This is a genomic window from Microbacterium soli, assembly GCF_039539005.1.
GTDB lineage: Bacteria > Actinomycetota > Actinomycetes > Actinomycetales > Microbacteriaceae > Microbacterium > Microbacterium soli.
Window position 1 is genome coordinate 1 of record NZ_BAABCP010000001.1, and the last position, 17,570, is coordinate 17,570.

At 65.5% G+C, this 17,570-nt stretch carries 19 protein-coding genes; 7 read left to right on the forward strand and 12 right to left on the reverse strand.

The genetic code is table 11. The features are described from left to right. The first annotated feature begins 348 nt into the window (after nucleotides 1–348). From ABD770_RS00005 to ABD770_RS00025, 5 genes are all read left to right on the forward strand, one after another. Entirely contained in the window at nucleotides 349–1,569 is a 1,221-nt protein-coding gene (locus ABD770_RS00005) for an IS110 family RNA-guided transposase (protein WP_425562696.1), read from the forward strand. 81 nt (nucleotides 1,570–1,650) lie between these two features. Next, a complete protein-coding gene (locus tag ABD770_RS00010; protein ID WP_344817439.1) occupies nucleotides 1,651–2,472 on the forward strand; it encodes a hypothetical protein in 822 nt (273 codons plus the stop codon). 110 nt (nucleotides 2,473–2,582) lie between these two features. Continuing rightward, nucleotides 2,583–3,062 carry a helix-turn-helix domain-containing protein gene (locus ABD770_RS00015; RefSeq protein ID WP_344817440.1) on the forward strand — a complete coding sequence of 160 codons (480 nt, stop codon included), beginning with the start codon at nucleotides 2,583–2,585 and terminating at the stop codon, nucleotides 3,060–3,062. A 96-nt stretch (nucleotides 3,063–3,158) separates the two neighbouring features. Further along, nucleotides 3,159–3,473, forward strand: coding sequence for a hypothetical protein (locus ABD770_RS00020; RefSeq protein ID WP_344817441.1), 315 nt, complete (start codon nucleotides 3,159–3,161; stop codon nucleotides 3,471–3,473). A gap of 133 nt (nucleotides 3,474–3,606) precedes the next feature. After that, nucleotides 3,607–3,882, forward strand: coding sequence for a hypothetical protein (locus ABD770_RS00025; protein WP_344817442.1), 276 nt, complete (start codon nucleotides 3,607–3,609; stop codon nucleotides 3,880–3,882). Between the two features lie 415 nt (nucleotides 3,883–4,297). Here the strand turns inward: ABD770_RS00025 and ABD770_RS00030 are convergent, their stop codons facing one another. The 5 genes from ABD770_RS00030 to ABD770_RS00050 are packed head-to-tail and all read right to left on the reverse strand — an operon-like array spanning nucleotide 4,298 to nucleotide 10,569. Further along, complete coding sequence (locus ABD770_RS00030) at nucleotides 4,298–6,229, reverse strand: amylo-alpha-1,6-glucosidase (RefSeq protein WP_344817443.1); 1,932 nt, start codon at nucleotides 6,227–6,229, stop codon at nucleotides 4,298–4,300. Then, nucleotides 6,226–7,422, reverse strand: coding sequence for an ROK family protein (locus tag ABD770_RS00035; RefSeq protein WP_344817444.1), 1,197 nt, complete (start codon nucleotides 7,420–7,422; stop codon nucleotides 6,226–6,228). Before ABD770_RS00035 ends, ABD770_RS00030 begins: the two co-directional genes overlap by 4 nt. Next, nucleotides 7,380–8,246: a carbohydrate ABC transporter permease gene (locus tag ABD770_RS00040; protein ID WP_344817445.1), complete on the reverse strand. Its 867-nt coding sequence runs from the start codon at nucleotides 8,244–8,246 to the stop codon at nucleotides 7,380–7,382. Before ABD770_RS00040 ends, ABD770_RS00035 begins: the two co-directional genes overlap by 43 nt. Next, nucleotides 8,243–9,172 carry a carbohydrate ABC transporter permease gene (locus tag ABD770_RS00045; RefSeq protein ID WP_344817446.1) on the reverse strand — a complete coding sequence of 310 codons (930 nt, stop codon included), beginning with the start codon at nucleotides 9,170–9,172 and terminating at the stop codon, nucleotides 8,243–8,245. Before ABD770_RS00045 ends, ABD770_RS00040 begins: the two co-directional genes overlap by 4 nt. Beyond that, the gene (locus ABD770_RS00050; protein WP_344817447.1) at nucleotides 9,169–10,569 is read right to left on the reverse strand and encodes an ABC transporter substrate-binding protein; all 1,401 of its coding nucleotides are present in this window, start codon (nucleotides 10,567–10,569) and stop codon (nucleotides 9,169–9,171) included. The genes ABD770_RS00045 and ABD770_RS00050 overlap by 4 nt, the downstream gene beginning before the upstream one ends. Nucleotides 10,570–10,691: 122 nt before the next feature. Between ABD770_RS00050 and ABD770_RS00055 the strand changes: the two genes are divergently transcribed. Both ABD770_RS00055 and ABD770_RS00060 read left to right on the forward strand, forming a co-directional pair. After that, complete coding sequence (locus ABD770_RS00055; RefSeq protein ID WP_344817448.1) at nucleotides 10,692–12,422, forward strand: alpha-amylase family glycosyl hydrolase; 1,731 nt, start codon at nucleotides 10,692–10,694, stop codon at nucleotides 12,420–12,422. Beyond that, a complete protein-coding gene (locus ABD770_RS00060) occupies nucleotides 12,422–13,552 on the forward strand; it encodes a glycerate kinase (protein ID WP_344817449.1) in 1,131 nt (376 codons plus the stop codon). Before ABD770_RS00055 ends, ABD770_RS00060 begins: the two co-directional genes overlap by 1 nt. Before the next feature lie 295 nt (nucleotides 13,553–13,847). Here ABD770_RS00060 and ABD770_RS00065 read toward each other — a convergent pair whose 3' ends face one another. The 7 genes from ABD770_RS00065 to coaD all read right to left on the reverse strand — a co-directional run bounded on the left by ABD770_RS00065 (nucleotide 13,848) and on the right by coaD (nucleotide 17,535). Further along, nucleotides 13,848–14,153 carry a helix-turn-helix domain-containing protein gene (locus ABD770_RS00065; protein ID WP_344817450.1) on the reverse strand — a complete coding sequence of 102 codons (306 nt, stop codon included), beginning with the start codon at nucleotides 14,151–14,153 and terminating at the stop codon, nucleotides 13,848–13,850. 5 nt (nucleotides 14,154–14,158) lie between these two features. Continuing rightward, nucleotides 14,159–14,518, reverse strand: coding sequence for a type II toxin-antitoxin system RelE/ParE family toxin (locus ABD770_RS00070; RefSeq protein WP_344817451.1), 360 nt, complete (start codon nucleotides 14,516–14,518; stop codon nucleotides 14,159–14,161). A gap of 64 nt (nucleotides 14,519–14,582) precedes the next feature. Continuing rightward, nucleotides 14,583–15,488, reverse strand: a complete 906-nt coding sequence (mutM, locus tag ABD770_RS00075) for a bifunctional DNA-formamidopyrimidine glycosylase/DNA-(apurinic or apyrimidinic site) lyase (protein ID WP_344817452.1) — start codon at nucleotides 15,486–15,488, stop codon at nucleotides 14,583–14,585. A gap of 8 nt (nucleotides 15,489–15,496) precedes the next feature. After that, nucleotides 15,497–16,204 (reverse strand): ribonuclease III, encoded by a 708-nt coding sequence (rnc, locus tag ABD770_RS00080; protein WP_344817453.1) that lies wholly within the window; start codon nucleotides 16,202–16,204, stop codon nucleotides 15,497–15,499. A 10-nt stretch (nucleotides 16,205–16,214) separates the two neighbouring features. Continuing rightward, nucleotides 16,215–16,424 (reverse strand): 50S ribosomal protein L32, encoded by a 210-nt coding sequence (rpmF, locus tag ABD770_RS00085; protein WP_179411002.1) that lies wholly within the window; start codon nucleotides 16,422–16,424, stop codon nucleotides 16,215–16,217. Nucleotides 16,425–16,426: 2 nt separating this feature from the next. Further along, the gene (locus ABD770_RS00090; RefSeq protein ID WP_344819823.1) at nucleotides 16,427–16,975 is read right to left on the reverse strand and encodes a YceD family protein; all 549 of its coding nucleotides are present in this window, start codon (nucleotides 16,973–16,975) and stop codon (nucleotides 16,427–16,429) included. A gap of 62 nt (nucleotides 16,976–17,037) precedes the next feature. Continuing rightward, nucleotides 17,038–17,535 carry a pantetheine-phosphate adenylyltransferase gene (gene coaD, locus ABD770_RS00095; protein ID WP_344817454.1) on the reverse strand — a complete coding sequence of 166 codons (498 nt, stop codon included), beginning with the start codon at nucleotides 17,533–17,535 and terminating at the stop codon, nucleotides 17,038–17,040. Between the last annotated feature and the right edge of the window lie 35 nt (nucleotides 17,536–17,570).

Sequence of the window (17,570 nt, forward strand, 5' to 3'; positions counted from 1 at the left end):
GCTGCTCCGCGAGCTGCTGCTCATCGATGATCTCTCCCGTCACAGGATCGATCATCTCGGTCGTGTCCATCACGGCCTATTCCTCTCGGTCAGGCCGACCCAGAAACACCGAAAATAAGACAGTCCCTTCGTGACCGTCTGGCGGAGGATGCTGGGCGGTGACGGCCTGCCGGGTTCGGCATGATTGGTCCCCCCTGTCCTCGATGATCCGGGGGGTGTTGTCACCGAGCCTGGTTGGCGGTGTGTGATCGCTGATAGGGGCTGGACCCGAGCACGCTCGAGGCCGTTCGTAACGTGGATGCTGAGACGCACCGTCGCGGACGCCGTCGCGGATCGAACGGAGGCAACGTGGTTACCAGCATCGACAGATACGACGAGGTCGACGTGTTCGTCGGACTCGACGTCGGGAAGGGCGAGCACCACGCCGTCGCCTTTGACCGGGCGGGCAATCGACTGTTCGACAAGGCGTTACCGAACGACGAACGCCTGCTTCATGGAGTGCTCGACCAGCTCGCGGTGCGCGGCACGATCCTCCTGGTCGTCGACCAGCCAGCAACCATTGGCGCCCTGCCTGTCGCGGTCGCCCAGGCGGCCGGCGCTGCAGTGGGCTACCTGCCGGGATTGGCGATGCGTCGCATTGCGGACCTGCACCCGGGAGAGGCGAAGACCGACGCCAGGGACGCGGCGATCATCGCCGAAACGGCGCGGACGATGCCGCACACGCTTCGGTCGATCCAGGTCGCTGACGAGCAGGTCGCGGAGCTGTCGATGCTCTGCGGGTTCGACGACGACCTCGCCGGACAGATCACCCAAGTCAGCAACCGCATCCGCGGGCTGCTGACGCAGATCCACCCTGCGCTGGAACGCGTGATCGGACCGCGGCTGGACCACCCGGCGATGCTCGACCTGCTGCAGCACTACCCGTCACCGGCGGCGATGAAGGCAGCGGGCGAGAAGCGGCTCGGGAACCGGCTGCTGAAGAACGCGCCGAGGAAGGGCAGGGTCTGGGCGAGCGAGATCGCAACCGCCCTCGGTGAACAGACCGTCGTGGTCACCGGCACCGACGCCGCAGCCCTCGTCCTGCCCCGCCTGGCTGAGCAGCTCGCAGCGCTGCGTCGGCAGCGGGACGAGATCGCTATCGAGGTCGAGAAGATCGTCGACGTTCACCCTCTTCAGCCGGTCCTGACGAGCATGCCCGGAGTCGGCGTCAGGACCGCAGCCCGGCTCCTCACCGAAGTCACCACCAAGACCTTCCCCACCGCAGGGCACCTCGCCGCCTACGCCGGCCTCGCACCCGTCACCCGCCGATCCGGGACATCGATCCGCGGCGAGCACCCCTCCCGGCGCGGCAACAAGATCCTCAAACGGACCATGTTCCTCTCCGCGTTCGCTGCCCTCCGCGACCCCGAGTCGCGGGCCTACTACGACCGCAAGATCGCCCAGGGCAAGCGACACAACCAGGCCCTCATCGCATTGGCGCGACGCCGCTCTGACGTCCTGTTCGCCATGCTCCGCGACGGCACCCTCTACGAACCACGACTCACTACCCCACCCGCCCTCGCCGCTTGACAAACGACATAGGGGCACCCCCCCCGGCGAAATCCCGTGCGCAACCCGAGGCGCGCCAACCATGGGTGGACGGCTCCGGCGGTGAAGCAGATGCTCAGCATGGCCACCTACGCGGGGAAGCGTCAGCATCGTGGTCAGATCGTCGCCGACGCCGTATGGCCGGCGTTCATCGAGCCGCAGACCTGGGAGCTGCTGCAGCTGCGCCTGTTCGCGCCGGAGCGTCGACGCACCAACGACTGGCCGGTCACCCACCTGCTCAGCGGCATCAGCTTCTGCGCCGAGCGCGGGTCCCCGCTGCGAGTGGGCAAGCAGAGAAGCGGACACCGCCGCGGCGCCGACGACGGCGTGAAGCCCACCCACTATCTGACGTACGTGTGCTCGGGCCTGAAGGGCCGCGAGGTCGACGGCATCCGCAACGGCTTCCACGTCACCATGAAGAAGGATCGGGTCGACATGCTCGTCGTCCGCGCACTCCTGAAGCGCGTGTCGCAGCCGGGGTTCGTGGCGCAGCTCAACAGCGGCGCCGGAGAGACTTCAGCCGAACGCGAGGCGCTGCTGCATGAGATCCGCGAATGCGAGCAATACCTGGAGATGGCGAAGGAGACATCCGCTCGCGAACTCGACCTCACCTTCTACCTCGACCAGAAGCGCCGGCTGGAACCGAGGATCGAGACGGCGCGCGCGGCGTACAACCAGCTCTCCGGAGTGGATCCCCTGGTGCTCAAACTCGCCAGCGCGGAAGACCGTACGGCGATGTTCGAGTCGCTCGAGCTGCTGCAGAAGAGGCGCATCATCCGAGCGCTGATGACTCCGATCCTCCACCGCGCCGCACCGGGCAAGCATGGCTCCCGTGTCATCGACCCGACTCGCATCGAGGTCCGTTGGGTCGGTCAGGACTACTGATCTGGTTTCTCGAGGGCGATGCAGTGCCTGCGGATACGAAACCCAGGCACGTATTTCGCTTGCATCCGTGATGGATGCGCACATCGAGCGTCTACGCTGTGAACGGAGGCATGATGCTGTCGACGACACGACGAACAAGCGACGCGGACGCGATCAGCGACACCACGCGCCCGTCAGCGACGAGCCAGGACGCCCAAGAGAGCCCGGACACTCTGGAGAGCCCGAACGCCCTCACGCTCAAGCAGGCCGTCTCGTACGCCGAGGTCAGCATGTCCACCCTCAACCGCTACATCGCCCAAGCCAAGCTCCGCTCCCGGAAGATCCGCGGCAAGCACTATGTGCAGCGCGAGGACCTCGACCGCGTCTTCGGCGACGCGACGAGCAGGCGTACGCGTGCCCGTCTCCGAAAGGCTGTGCCGACCCAGACCACCGTGGAGGCGCCGCGTCCGGCTCGAACGGTCTCCGCGGAGGACGAAGACAAGCTGCTCGACGAGTGGGCGGAACGGGTCGCGGCCGCTGCTCCCCCGCTGACCGATCAGCAGGTGAAGGTCGTGCTCGCCGCGTTCGCGACAGTAGCCCCGAAGGACTGAGCGGCTCTGCCGGCTTGCTTCGCCGCGCGAACAGAACAGCTATCGGCTGTTGCACGGCGGTGACATTGACTCGTACAGCTGTTCTATCGTTGTCGCATGGGTCAGAACCGCCGCTACGACATGGTGACGCCGGACATCGAGCGCGCCGCGCGGCGGCTGGAGCGCACGGCGATCCCGCTGAGTCTGGGCAGCGAACAGCTGGACACGTCCGGTCAGCGCGTAGATGCGGCAGATCCGGTTCCGGTCACCGCGTGGGTGCCGCACCAGGTCAGCTACACGGAGCAGGTGCGCGTCGAAGCCGAGGCGATCGCCTGGACGCAGAAGGCCGCGCTGCTGCGCTGGACTCCGCAGGGCCGGAGCACGCCGTCACACGTGTGGGTGTGGGCGGACGCCGTGACGCGAAGCCCCTAAAGACGCACGCAGAGCGCGTTCATCACGCGATAACGAGAAGTTTCCCGGCGCCGAGTCACAGATCAGAGAACCGCCCCCGACACGTGCCGGGCGCACAGTCGCCATGTCGTCGCGTGGCCATAGAGTGACGACCATGGCACATGGTCTCCTCCCTCGAATCGGCACTGGTCGCACCTCTCGGCTCCCGGGTCGCGGCAAGGCCTTCGTCAAGGCCTCGATGGTCGACGAGAGCGGCTTCAGCTACGAGTACCAGGAACTCGAGGTCGACATGGCCACAGCTCGAGAGACCGTTGCCTCGCTGTTCCTGCACGCTGACCTGACGGCATCGCGTGCCGCCACGATCGATACCGATGCTGGTGCCGATAGCTGTGCGCGAACCGGCAAGAAGCCCCGCCGCCGAAGCGCCTGAGCGCACAAGCGAGAGCCCCCGGGCACGATCTCATCGAGATCGTGCTCGGGGGCATTCGTTTTCATGCTGCGTTGACTCGATGTCGCAATGACGGGGCAACGATCGTCCGCATCACTTGCGACTGAGTCCCAGTCGAGAAATGTGCAGCGCAGGGCGGAGCTTCGTCTCCTCGTTGCTCCTCGTGATCGTCGCGACCGAAGGAACGAAAGCCGGATCGCTGCCCTACAGGACCTCATGCGCATACTCAGGGCAACCCAATCCGTCTACGACTGCGGCGCTTCCGCTGTCGCAGAGGAAGTGCCCGACACCGTGCGAAGTGTGACGGGACGATGCGAGGATCACTGATCGTTGCCAGTCTCGCCGTGTCGGACGATGGATTCTCTGCCTCCCGCGCGGTCGAACGAGCGCGAATGCGCTACGTCAGGTTGCCGGAATCGACCGGAGCCGAGTGAGGGAGCGCTGAGGCGCCAGTGATTATCTGGGCAACGACGGCAACCGATGCAGCGGCCCAGGCCTGCGGGAAGCAGGATGTCGGGTATCTCTCCGGGTTCGGACGTTCAGATCGGGGTCGCCCCCCGACCAGCTCCTGGAGGCGCCAGTTCGAAACCTCCGCCTGCGCGAGAAGCTCGTCTGCGAGCAGGAGCGCTTCGGCATGGAATCCTGCTCGCTCCAGGCCCGACACAGCGATCGCAGTGTCGTGAGGCCACACGCTTCCGCAATGGTAAGAGAGCGGCCAGTAACCTGCGCATGTCGTCGCAAGGGTTCGCAGTCCGAAACCGGTGCGGAGCGTGGGATGCATCAGCAGGCTGGCGATCTCGCGTTCCTCGCCGGTGGTGAGCAGTCCTGTGCCCAGGAGATGCCCGATGTTTGAGCTGAGCGCGTCGACGGGGGCATCGTGACCGTCCAGCGCCAGCGCCGGGTAGCGCACACCGTCCCGTTCGACCCAGAACCGCTCGCGGAACGAGTCGCGCAGGCGCGATGCCCGGTCCCTCATCTCCTCATGTCCGCCAAGACCGTGCCTCTCGCAAAGCTCTGCGGCTGCACACAGCGCCTCATGCAAGTAGCCCTGCACCTCGACGAGCGCAACCGGGCCACTCGCGATACGGCCGTCAGCGAACCGCACCGCGTCGGAGGAGTCTTTCCAGCCCTGATTCACCAGCCCCGTCCCACTGGAGTCCATGTACCTCAAGAAGCCCTCGGGGTGCCCGTCAGCGGTCTCCGTGAGCCAGGTGATCGCTGACACGAGCGCAGGGAGATGCTCGATGGTCGCCGCAGCCCCTTCGGCCTGCTCGAGTGCATACAGGAGGCGTATCCATAGCGGTGTCGCATCAATCGTTCCGTAATACCGTGACGGGAACTGCAGTCCTTCGCGCGGGATGCCGTGCGCTGTTCCTCGCAACTCATGGACGATGGCGCCAGGCCGGGCTTGCGCCGCGGCGTCGCGCGTAGTCGCCTGCGTGGCGGCCAGCGCGGCGACAGTGCCCCGTGCGATCTCGGTGTCATATGGCATGAGCATGAGCGCACTCCATATCGCATCGCGACCGAAGAGGGTGAGATACCAAGGGGCGCCGGCTGCGATGAAGGGTCCCTGGCCTTCAGCCAGTGTCGTTGCCAATCCGCGTAGTTCAGCTGTCGCACGCTGAGCCCACCGCTCCAACCGGGTGTCTCCCCCGGTGGGCAGTTGTGGCGGAGACCAGCTGCTCGCTGCGACGGCCGCTCCGCTGTCGCCCACATGGACGATGGCGCGCTCAGTGCGGCGTGAACCTGCGGGAACCTCGAGCACCCATTCGGCACGCACGTGGAGGCCGTCGGCACGTTCCTGAATGTTCACATCGGCGCCGGGCAGCTGGACCTCGAGCCAGCGAAGCTCGGATGCCACCCGCACGGTGTCGCCGTCGGTAGTCACCGTCTCGCTTGTGCGGTCGCCTTCGATTCCCGCGCGCAACTGCCAGAGCGGTACGTCGTCGATCACCGCTTCCAGGACGAGCGGTACGCGGACCATGGCGTCTGTGGCGTTCTCGACCGCGAGATGGTCTTCGAGGCTGCCCGAACCTAGCCTGCGATCGATGGTGAGCAGAAGTCGTGGATCCTTCGTCTCGTCATCGAGCCCGCGGAGCGCTTGTACCACGGTTGACTTCGACACGGCATCGTCTACCGACACCTCGACCGCATCGCCGGGCACCCGGTAGCTCCACGTGGCGAGTCGTCGTCGGTCTGCGTGGATTAGGCCGCGAAAGCCTGAGCGCGTATCGACGTCGCCCGCACGATCGGACCAAAGCTGTGTGGGCGACGCAAGCAGCACCATGGCGTCGATCAGCGACGGGCTCACTGGCCTGTTCGTCATCATGGGTTTGTCAGTCTCCGATTCACCTGAGCTGCAGAGAACAGATCATCCAGCGCCACGCGCGCGACGCCCACGAGCGCGGCATCGCCCCCAAGCTCACCTGCACGAATCGTGAGATGGCGCGTTGCGCGGGGCACCGACGCACCGTAGATCGCGGAGCGGATCGCGGCGATCACGGGTGACACCGCGAGCTCGCCTGTGAGGACGACCGCAGCCGGGTTCAGTACTCCCACAGCTGCGGCCAAGACTCGACCGATCGCCTCGCCGGCGGCTCGTACCGCGTCGAGCACGGCCGGCTCCGACGAGCTGACCGCTTCAAGCTGCGCGATCAGCGTCGGGAAGTCCTCGACGGCAACTCCTGCAGCCCGCAGGGTCCAAACGATCGCGTCACCGGATGCAACCGTCGCCAAGCACCCCACCCGTCCGCAGCGACATGTGCGAACTCCGCCGACGTCGACGTGACCGATGTCTCCTGCGCCGCCGTCGAGACCGCGATAGATCCGCCCGCCGATGATGAGTCCCGCGCCGATGTACTCAGAGAGCTTGACGCCGATCCACGGAAGGCCGGGTTCTGCGCCGGAGGCCGCCCACTCGCCGTAGGCCATCGCATCCGCGTCGTTCTCGAGGTACACAGGGACATCGAACACATCGCGAACCGTTTCCACGATGGGCCAGCCGTTCCACAGTGGCATCGTCGGCGGTTCGAGGAGACGGCTCGTCGCGGGGTCGATCGGTCCGGGCAGACTGATTCCCACCGCGCCCAGCCGTTCCGCGGCGATGTCCTCCTCAGCGAGGAGGGTGCTTGCTGTATCGAGGACGATGCCCAGTGTTCGCTCGGGACCTTCCGTTGTGTCCAGGACGAGGCCTCTGTCTGCGACAACTCTGCCGTGTGCATCGACAATCGCCATGCGAGCGCGATAGAGGTCGAGTGCTACCGCAACCACCACGGTGTCAGGGTCGAACGCGAATCGTGTCGCTCGCCGGCCACCGGTGACACCGTCATCGCCCGCGCCACGGATCAGCTTCGCGTCGATCAGCGCATCGATCCGCTGTGCTACGGTCGCTCGCGAGAGCCCGGTCTCTGCAAGGATCCCACCTCGTGTCGTCACGTTCCCGCTGCGAATGAGGTCGAGGATCTCCCCTGGTCCTTGCGTCATCCCTTGTTCGCACCTGCCGTGAGTCCGTCGGTCAGCCACCGCTCCGCGATGCCGTACAGCACGACGATCGGAATGGTGAGCAACACGCTACCGGCCATCAGGATCGTTCTGGACACCTCCTGGCCATCGGCGAGCCGTGTGAGCCCAAGCGACACTGTCCAGAGGTCTTGCTTTGCCGAGAGGAACAACAGTGCGAAGAGGAACTCGTTCCAGGCGATCATGAACGAGTACAGAGCAGTCGACATGATTGTCGGCATGGCGAGTGGCACTGTGATTCTCGTCAGTATTCGCCACCGGCTGGCCCCGTCCATCAGCGCGGCCTCATCGATCGACTCCGGGATGCCCTTCAGATACGAGCGAAGCATGTGTACGCTTACCGGCACCGTCAGCGCGATGTATGCGATCGTCAGCCCGAACAAGCTCGTTCCCAGCCCCAGGAGCTGGAAGCCGACGAAAATCGGCACCGCGATGATGATCGTCGGGAACATGTACACGGCGAGGAACGCGGCAGAGATCGTTCTTCTCCCCGCGAAGCGAAGCCGTGTCATCGCGTACGAGGCCGGGACTGCGAGGACCATCGTCAGCATTGTCGCCGCGACAGCCACTATGGCGGAGTTGCGCATGAAGCGACCGAAGCCGAATCCGCCCTCCTCCTCGCTCGCGATCACCCGCTGATAGGTCTCAATGGTGACAGATCCGAAGTCCGGCACGATGCGCAGCGGGTTTCGCAGCAGATCCTCGATGGGCACGAAGCTCATCATGGCCATGTAGTAGAACGGGAACACTGTCGCGACGACAAGCAGCGCAATGAGGACCCAGCGCAGCAGTCCGAACACACGGCTCTGCAGAATGTAGTTGTTCACGCCCGGCTCTCCTTCGTCCTCGTCAGTCGCAGGTAGACGCCCAAGCCGATACCGAGGATGACCGCGAGTATCACGGCGTTCGCGCTTGCAGCACCGATGTCACCTGAACCCACGAGCTGGTCATAGACGCGTACAGCGGCAACCTGTGTTCCCGCCGCTCCCCCGGTGAGCAGGTAGATGTCATCGAACTTGTTGAACGTCATCACGAGCCTCAACAAGGTGAGCAGCGCGACAACCGGCATGAGCTGGGGCAGTACGACATGTCGAAAGCTCTGCCACGGTGTCGCGCCATCGACAAGAGCGACCTCTTCGAGCTCACGGTTCAACCCGGTCAGCGCTGCGGCCAGGAACATGAATGCAAACGGGAAGTAGCGCCAGATCTCGAACACGATGACAGTGAGCAGCGCCTGCGGTGCGGCGCCTGTGAAGTTCACGGCGGTCTCCCAACCAAGGAACTCCTTACCGATCGCGTTGATGATCCCGTATTGAGGGTTGAGCATCACCGTCCACACGTACGCTGCTGCAACGACCGGAGCGACGTAAGGAAGCAGCATGAGAGCGCGCACCACGCCGCGGCCACGGAACTTGTCCCGCAATGCCAGTGCTGCAGCGAGCCCGACGACTACCGAACCGAGCGTCGTACCGATCGTGTAGACCACAGTCGTCCAGATTGACTTCCAGAAGCCAGGCGACACGATCGCATCGATGTAGTTGTCGAGCGTGAACGGGTTGCCGAGTCCGTTTCGGGCGACATCGCTGTACCTCGCGTCCTGGAAGGACAAGATCACCGTCCAGACGATCGGCACAACGATCACCGCGATGACGATCAGCGTGATCGGCAGCGCCATCGCGAGCCCGGTGACGTTCTCACGTCGCGCCGCCGTGCGGCGACCGGGTCGATGCCCGGTCGCCGCCGGCGTGGTCATCGCAGTCCCTCGAGCAACTCGGTCACCGCCTGCTGCATCTGCTCTTGCGCAGTCGCCGCATCGATGGACCCAGCGCTGAGATCGGCGAGGATCTTGGGGATCGGTAGCTGAGCGGTGAGCGGGCCCAGTACGGCGCCCTGCCCCTGCGGAAGCGCCCAGCGTGCAAGGTTCTGCGGCACCGACGTCATCGCATCGATAGTCTCTGCGCCGTAGATTTCCGCCAACGGCGCCTTCGTATCTACGCCCGCCTCCTTTGCGAGCCACTCATCGGTGTACTTGCTCGGATCGTCTGCAGTACCGGAGCGGACGGGGAACTTGCCTTCAGGTGCCATGCCGAACCAGCCCGAGTATCCGTCTGAGAGCATGAACTCCACGAAGGCAGTCGCGTCCTCTTCTGCGGCCGAGCTCGTGATCACCCACGACGTCATCTCACCGTACGAACCGGCAATCCCACCTGCATCGGGCCCTGTGATGCGAGGCACGATCCCGGTGTGCTCAGCCAGCCAGGAGGTGCCCTCACACTCTGCACAGCTCGGCGCTGCGTCGTTGCGGAGCCCAGCAAGCTCATCGAGGAGGAAAGTCGACCAGATCGTCATCGCTGCCTGACCCGAGAAGTACGAGGCACGCGTCGACTCGACAGTCTGCGTCCCGTCCGGCGACAGGTCGGTCGCCAATCGCTCGTACAACTCGATCGCGTGCAGACATGCCTCCGAGTCCAGGGTCGCGTTGCCGCCGTCGTCGACGAGCTGACAGTTGTTGCCGAGCGCGAGAGCCTCGAAGGTCTGCTGCGTGAAAGCGCTCGACGCGTCGCTCGCCAGGGAGATGCCGTAGTTGCCATCCCCCGTCAGCGCTTCTGCGGCAGCCAGAAGGCTCTCGTACGTGTCGGGCGCAGTCAACCCTGCCGCTTCAAAGAGATCCGTGCGATACACGATGATCTGGCCCCACGCATCGCTGGGGACAGAGAGCTGGTCATCGCCATCACGAGTGAGCTCCAGTGCCGCGGATGCCCATGTGTCCTCTCCGAGCTGATCGATCACCGCCGCGGCCGCGTCCGTGTTCAGATAGTCGTCACCCTGGAACGAGCGAACGAGGCCGAGCGACACCGATCCGATGACGTCCGGCAGCTCCCCGGACAGCGACGCTGCGGCCATCAGCTGTGAGATCTGGTCCTCCTCAACGGGGACGATCTCCACTTCGATACCCGTCGCTTCCTCGAACTTCTCAGCCTCGGCCTGCGTCGCCTGGATGCGGTCCGGCTGCACTTCGAGCGACCAGACCGTGAGGGTGCCGTCACCCTCGCGTGCTTCAGGCGCGCCGGAACCGCAACCGGTGACAAGCAAGCTCGCCGCTGTCGCCAGCGCCGCGACGAAAACGGCACGGGGTCTCATTGTCTTCATCGTTGGTACCTCTCTCCGTTGAGTGCGAACCTCCGCCGAGCCGCTTGCGCGAATCCGAGGAGCTATCTAATGTATAGCAAGGACGCAAAAGCGATACAACCTCTAGACATAAGGTATCGAAGATGATCACCGATGCGCTCTGCGCTACCCTCGAGACCCACACGAGACGACTCTTCGCGGACGAGTCGACTGCTGCAGAGGTCGCTGCGACGCTCGCGCTGCGTGCCTCCGAGTACGCCGGGCAGATCCAAGCCACCACGAGGTCGGCACTCTCCGCCGCGACAAGTTTCCTCATCGCCTACGGCGACGCTGTCACCAGTCCCGGCACCCCGCCGCTTCGCACGCTCAAGCGCACGTTGGATCGATACATCGGCGACGTCATCACCGACGTACACCTGCTGCCGATATTCCCTTCCACTAGCGATGGCGGCTTCAGCGTCGTCGACTACCGCAAGATCGACCCGGCGCTCGGTGACTGGAATGATGTCCACGCGCTCGGAGTCGGGCGCGACACCATGCTCGACTTCGTCGCGAATCACACGTCGACGTGCTCGCCGTGGTTCCAGGGCTGGCTGTCCGGCGATGATCGGTATCGCGACTACTACTTGGAACGAAAAGACAGCTTCGACACAAGCTCTGTCGTCCGCCCGCGAACGACAGAGCTGTTCCATGCATTCACCCGACCGAACGGGGCGGCGCTGGAAGCCTGGACGACATTCAGTGCGGACCAGGTCGATGTCAATGTCAGCAATCCGCGCGTGCTCGTGGAGCTCACCGAAGTTCTCCTGTGCTACCTCGCACATGGCGCGACCACCATACGACTCGACGCCATCGGATACCTCTGGAAACGAAGCGGGACCACGTGCATTCATCTGCCGGAGACTCACACCATTGTGAAGCTCTGGCGATCGATCATCGACGCTGTCGCCCCCGGCGCCCGGCTGCTGACGGAGACAAACGTGCCCCACGCGGACAACATCGCCTACCTCGGCGACGGCGACGAGGCGCACATGGTGTATCAGTTTCCGCTGCCGCCACTCGTATTGCACACGTTCCTCACGGGATCCAGTGCAATCCTCAACGAGTGGCTTGAGGGATTGGAACCACTCAAGCCCGGATGCACGTGGTTCAACTTCCTCGCCAGCCATGACGGTATCGGCATGCGGCCGTCGCTAGGCATTCTCAATGACGCCGAGCGCGCTGCGCTCGTCGCTCGCGCACTCGAGCACGGCGGTCGCGTCAGCTACGCAAGTGGGCCCAGCGGGACAAGTCAGGTGTATGAGCTCAACGTCTCCTTCCTTGACGCGCTCGTTCCGGCGAGAGTCGCTGCCGATGACGCAGCCGTTGCCGCTCGGGCTCTCGCGGCCCACGCGATCCTCCTCGCGTTGCAGGGCGTGCCCGCGATCTATTACCACTCGCTGTTCGGTTCGTCCCATGATCTCGAAGGGATGCTCCGAAGCGGCGACAACCGCTCGATAAACCGAGCGCGACTGGACGAGGCCTCACTGGATGCCGAGCTGTCAGTAGCTGGTCGCCGCCGCACCATCCTCGACGGCATGCTCACGCTCTTGCGCGCTCGAGCCGCTTCCTCCGCGTTCCACCCGCATTCGCCCCAGCGGATCATTCGCCTAGACGACCGCCTGGTCGCTATTGAGCGCGGCTCGGGAGCTGACCGCGTGCTGGTGCTGGTGAATATCGCGGGCACACCCGTACCGCTGCCGCACATCACGGGCAATGTGATCCTTGGAGACTCTGTCCAGCTTGATCGTGGCGCCATCGACCCGGACTCGATTCTCTGGATCGCGAACGCAACAGTCACCACACCGCGCTCGCCCGGGACCGGACACCGCTGATGAGCGGACGCGCTCGCATCGTTATCGCCCCCGACAGCTTCAAGGGCTCGGTGGACGCTGCAGCTGCAAGCGCTCATCTGGCTAAAGGATGGCGCGAGGCTCGGCCAGACGACGAGGTCCTATCGCTCCCGATGGCAGACGGAGGCGAGGGTACCATGGCGGCGTTCGCAGCCGCAGGTTCCGGCGCCGAGCTCCAGCCCATCACCGTCACCGGCCCGCACGGCGCCCCAGTGCGCACATCGTGGCTACGTGTCCGGGCCGCTGGTGGCCGAGATACCGCGGTCGTGGAACTCGCAGCCACCAGCGGCATCGAGTTGCTGTCTGGTCGCCTCAGGCCGATGACAGCACACACCCTCGGCTTCGGCCAGGCACTCGACGCCGCTCTCCGCAGCGGAGCGGATCAGATCTACGCAGCAGTGGGCGGCAGTTCCTCGACAGACGCCGGCGTCGGTATGCTCCGCGGCCTCGGTGCCCGCGCGCTCGACCGCATCGGGAACGAGGTGCCGCTCGGAGGAAGCGGGCTCGAAGCTATCAGCACTATCGACCTGGATGCCGTACGCGCCCGAGTCGATCGCGACATCACAGTCCTCAGCGATGTCACCGCCCCGCTGATAGGCCCGACCGGCGCCGCAGCGATATTCGGACCGCAGAAGGGCGCGAGCAGCACGCAGATAGCGATCCTCGACCGCGGGCTCTCACATGTGGCCGCCATTCTCGGCGTGGACCCGACTCTCCCTGGAACGGGTGCTGCGGGAGGGACCGGAGCGGCACTCGCTGCAATCGGCGCGCAATTGAGGTCCGGCGCCGCAGTGGTTGCGGACGCCGTTGGACTGCAGCAAGCGCTCGGCGATGCCGATCTTCTGATCACTGGTGAAGGGAGGTTCGATCTCCAATCGATGTCAGGCAAGGTCATCGGCCATCTCGTCCACCTTGCTCGCACGTCGGGCACTCCGGTGTCGCTCGTCGCAGGTCAGATCGCAGCCGATGTCTCCATGCCGTTCGCGCATGCCGTCAGTCTCTCCGCGCTTGCCGGCGGTACAGCAGCGGCACAAGCGACGCCAGAGCGTTGGCTGCGCGAAGCCGGCAGATCCCTGGCGAGCCGATTCGGCCGGGCAAACCGCGCGCTCTAGTTTCGGAGAACGAATCGCCGGACGGGGCTTTCCGCTGCAGGTGCGAGTCGACCGGGGTTCTCAAAGAGATCTCGACCGAGGACATCTACGACGCGGCGAAGGCGCTGGCCGAAGGCAAGACCATCACCGTCGCCGCGAACTGATCGGTCTGAGCACACAGGAAACCCCCGTCTCCGATATGGAGGCGGGGGCTTCTTCTTCTGGAGCCAGCTCTATCTCTGCCGCTGACACAGCAGAACCCCCGCGACACCTCGGAGTCTGCGGGGGTTCTCATTTCTGAGCGACGGGCTGCCAATCAGGCGACCTGGAGGCGCTTGTCACCGTCGACGTACTCGAGGGCGAGATCGCCGCCGACAGCCTCCATGTACTTGCGGATCGTGCCGACCTTCGCGCTGTCCAAGTCGCCGCTCTCGATCTTCGAGACCTGGCGCTGACCGACGCCGATGCGGATGGCGAGCTGACGCTGGGTCAGGCCGAGACGCTCGCGCAGCTCGCGCAGGCGATACGCACGCACCTCGCCCAGCATCCGCTCCCTGTGCGCGTCGACACGCGCGCGGTTCGCGGGGCGCTTCTCGAGCATCTGCTCGCGAGTGAGAGCCATCGTGATCACTGTCCTTCTCGGTTGTTGAGCTTGTCGAGGTGCTTCTGGAACAGCGCATCCGCCTTCGGAATGTTCCGCCGATACCACTGCTTCCAGTTGCCTGCCTTGTCGCCGGCGATCAGCATGATCGCCTGCCGCTCCGAGTCGAAGGCGAACAGCACCCTCAGCTCGGACCGTCCCGCAGAGCCTGGCCGAAGCTCCTTCATGTTCTTGTACGCGGACGCCTTCACCGTGTCTACCAGGGGGCGCCCCAGTTGTGGGCCGTGTTCCTCCAGCAGCTCAATCGCGGCGATCACCTGGTCGTACGAGTTCTCGTCCAGGCTGAACAGCCACTCCTCGATCAACTCGAGGTCAACAGTCCACACGCTCACAGCGTAGACCCTGGAAGGTCTACCGACAAGCCTACCCCCGGTCTCGCGCAGCAGGCTGTCAGCTCGCGATTCTCTGAACCCGCTGGCACCGCCGACAGAAGAAGCTCGACCGGTTCATGAACCGCTCCCGCACGATCGGGGTACCGCATCGATCGCACGGCTGACCCGTGCGGCCGTATGAACGCAAGTAGCGAGTGAAATACCCCGCCTGTCCGTTGACGTTCACGTACTGGGCGTCGAAGCTCGTGCCTCCTTCGGCGAGGGCCTTCTGCAGCACCAGCCGCACCTCGTCGAGCAGGCGGTGCACGGCGCGCACCGACAGCGCCCGCCCCTCGGTCTCGGGATGGATGCGCGCCGCCCACAGCGACTCGTCGGCGTAGATGTTGCCGATGCCGCTGACGAGCGTCTGATCGAGCAGGATGCGTTTGATGGCGCTCGCACGTCTGCGCACGGATGCCGTGAACGCGACCTCGTCGAACGCGGGGTCGAGCGCATCGCGGGCGATGTGCGCGACCTGGGACGGCACGCGGGCATCCGGGCTGCCGTGGCCACCCGGAGCGGCGTCCGGCGTGTCCAGCAGCTCATCGACCGCCAACGAGCCGAAGGTCCGCTGGTCGGCGAACACGATCGCCAGACGCCCGTGCTGCGGATGCTCGATGTGCAGGCGGATGCGCTCATGCCGCTCCGCGTCGGCATCCGGTGCGCGCAGCAGCATCTGCCCGCTCATGCCGAGATGCGCGATGACCGCGTCCGCACCACCGGCCAGCGGCAGCCAGAGGAACTTGCCGCGGCGTGCGGCTGCGGTGATGACGCGGCCCTCCAGTCGTCCGACGAAGTCGGCGGCGCTCTGCGGGTGCCGGGTCAGGGCGCGCTCGTCGAGCACGTCGACCGCGTCCACCCTCGCATCCACGACCGCCGGCGCGAGGCCTGCGCGGACGACCTCCACCTCGGGAAGCTCTGGCACCGCGGGCCTCAGTCGTGTCGGGCGTCGTCGCCGTCGTTCAGCGCACGCCAGGCCGTGAGGGCCGCGGCCATCTCGGCGGTCTTCTTGCTCGTGCCCTCACCCGTGCGGGACAGGTCGCCGACCGTCACGGTCGCGGTGAACAGCCGGTTGTGGTCCGGGCCGGAGGAGACGACGGAGTAGCTGGGCGGGGTCCTGCCCAGGCGCGCGGCGAGCTCCTGCAGGCTCGTCTTCGGGTCCATCGCGGCGCCGTAGCGCTCAGGGTCCTTAAGCAGGGGCTCGGTCAGTCGCAGCACGAGCGCCTCCGCGGCGTCCGGCCCCGCTGACAGGTAGGTCGCGCCGAAAACGGCCTCCATGGTGTCGGCGAGGATCGAGTCCTTGTCCCTGCCGCCGGTCTGCTCCTCGCCACGGCCCAGGCGCACGTGGTCGCCGAGTCCGATCCCACGGGCCACCTCGGCCAGTGCGACGGTCGACACGACGCTCGCACGACGCTTGGCCAGTTCGCCCTCGTCGAGATCGGGGAGGGTCGTGAAGAGCATGACGGTCACCGCGATGCCCAGCACCGAGTCGCCGAGGAACTCCAGCCGCTCGTTGTGCGGGATGCCGCCGTGCTCGTACGCGTACGAACGATGAGTCAGTGCCCGTTCGAGAAGCTCGGCGTCGATGCCGACGCCGAGCTTCTCGATGAGAGCCTCCGCTCCCGCGGGTCCGTCCGCCACGGTCTGCCGATCAGACGTCGGCGACCTTGCGGCCCTTGTACTCCAGGAAGAGCTCGGTGCCCTGCGAGTCGGTGACGACCTTCGCCTGGTGCGGGCGGCTGTAGACGACCTTGCCGTTCTCGACGGTCTTCACCAGAGCGGTGGGGGTCGCCTTCCACTGCGCGCGGCGCGACCGGGTGTTGGAACGGGAGACCTTGCGCTTCGGGGGGTTACCGGCCATGACTAACTCTCTTCTTTCTCGGCGCCGCGGCTTCCTGCCTGGGCGTCCTGGTCTGTGATCTGTCGGAGCACGCTCCACCGAGGATCGATGGGGGCAGAACTCTCTGCGTCGGTGCCAACAGTCAGCTTCTCACCCGTACTCGGGTCGAGGCCCGGGCAATCCGGCTGGCACACCGGCTGAAATGGAAGCGACAATACCACCGCATCCCTGACCAGAGTTTCAAGATCCACGTGGTCGTCTTGAACCTCGAAGTCAGTTTCTTCCTCCCCAGGATACGCGAAAAGCTCCTGGAACTCGACTTCGACCGGCCGGGTGATGTCGGTGAGGCAGCGACTGCACACCCCGGTGTAGTCCGAATCCGCCGTCCCCGAGACGAGGATGCCCTCGTGGACGGACTCCAGGCGCACTTCAAGGTCGACGCTCTCGCCCGCCTCGACGGTCACGATCCCCTCGCCCCATCGCTCCGGGAGAGTCACCGAGAAACGATGCTCGCGCATCTCCCCCGGTTTGCGGACGATGTCGCGGACGGGCAGGAAAAAGGGTCCGTTCACTCGGGTCTTCACCCCGCCATGCTACCGGCCCACAGTCTGCGAGGACCCGCAGCGTGGGACGTTCAGATGCCGCGCGCGCCCGTGTCGAGGAACGCCGCCACGGCCGGCGGGACGAACGGCGCGACGTCCCCGCCGAGGGCGGCGACCTGGCGCACCAGGGAGCTGGAGACCATCGCGTGCGCGGGGTCGGGCAGCAGGAACACGGTCTCGATGTCGGCGAGATGCCTGTTGACGATGGCCATCGGCGACTCGTAGGCGACGTCGACCTGGGAGCGGATGCCCTTGACCAGGACTCCCGCATCCACGTCCCGCGCATAGTCGACCAGCAGGCCCATGCTCCATGAGCCGACGATGACGTGCCCGTCGATGCCGGCGTCCGCGATCGACCGCTCCAGCAGGTTCAGCCGCTGCGCGATGGGGAGCATCGCCTCCTTGCCCGGGTTGTGCACGACCAGCACGTGCAGCTCCTCGTACAGTCGGGCCGCGCGGCGGATCACATCGAGGTGCCCGAGGGTGGGCGGATCGAAGGACCCCGGGACGACGGCGATACGACTGTTCACTTCGACTCCTTCGGATGCACGGCACGACGCACCCT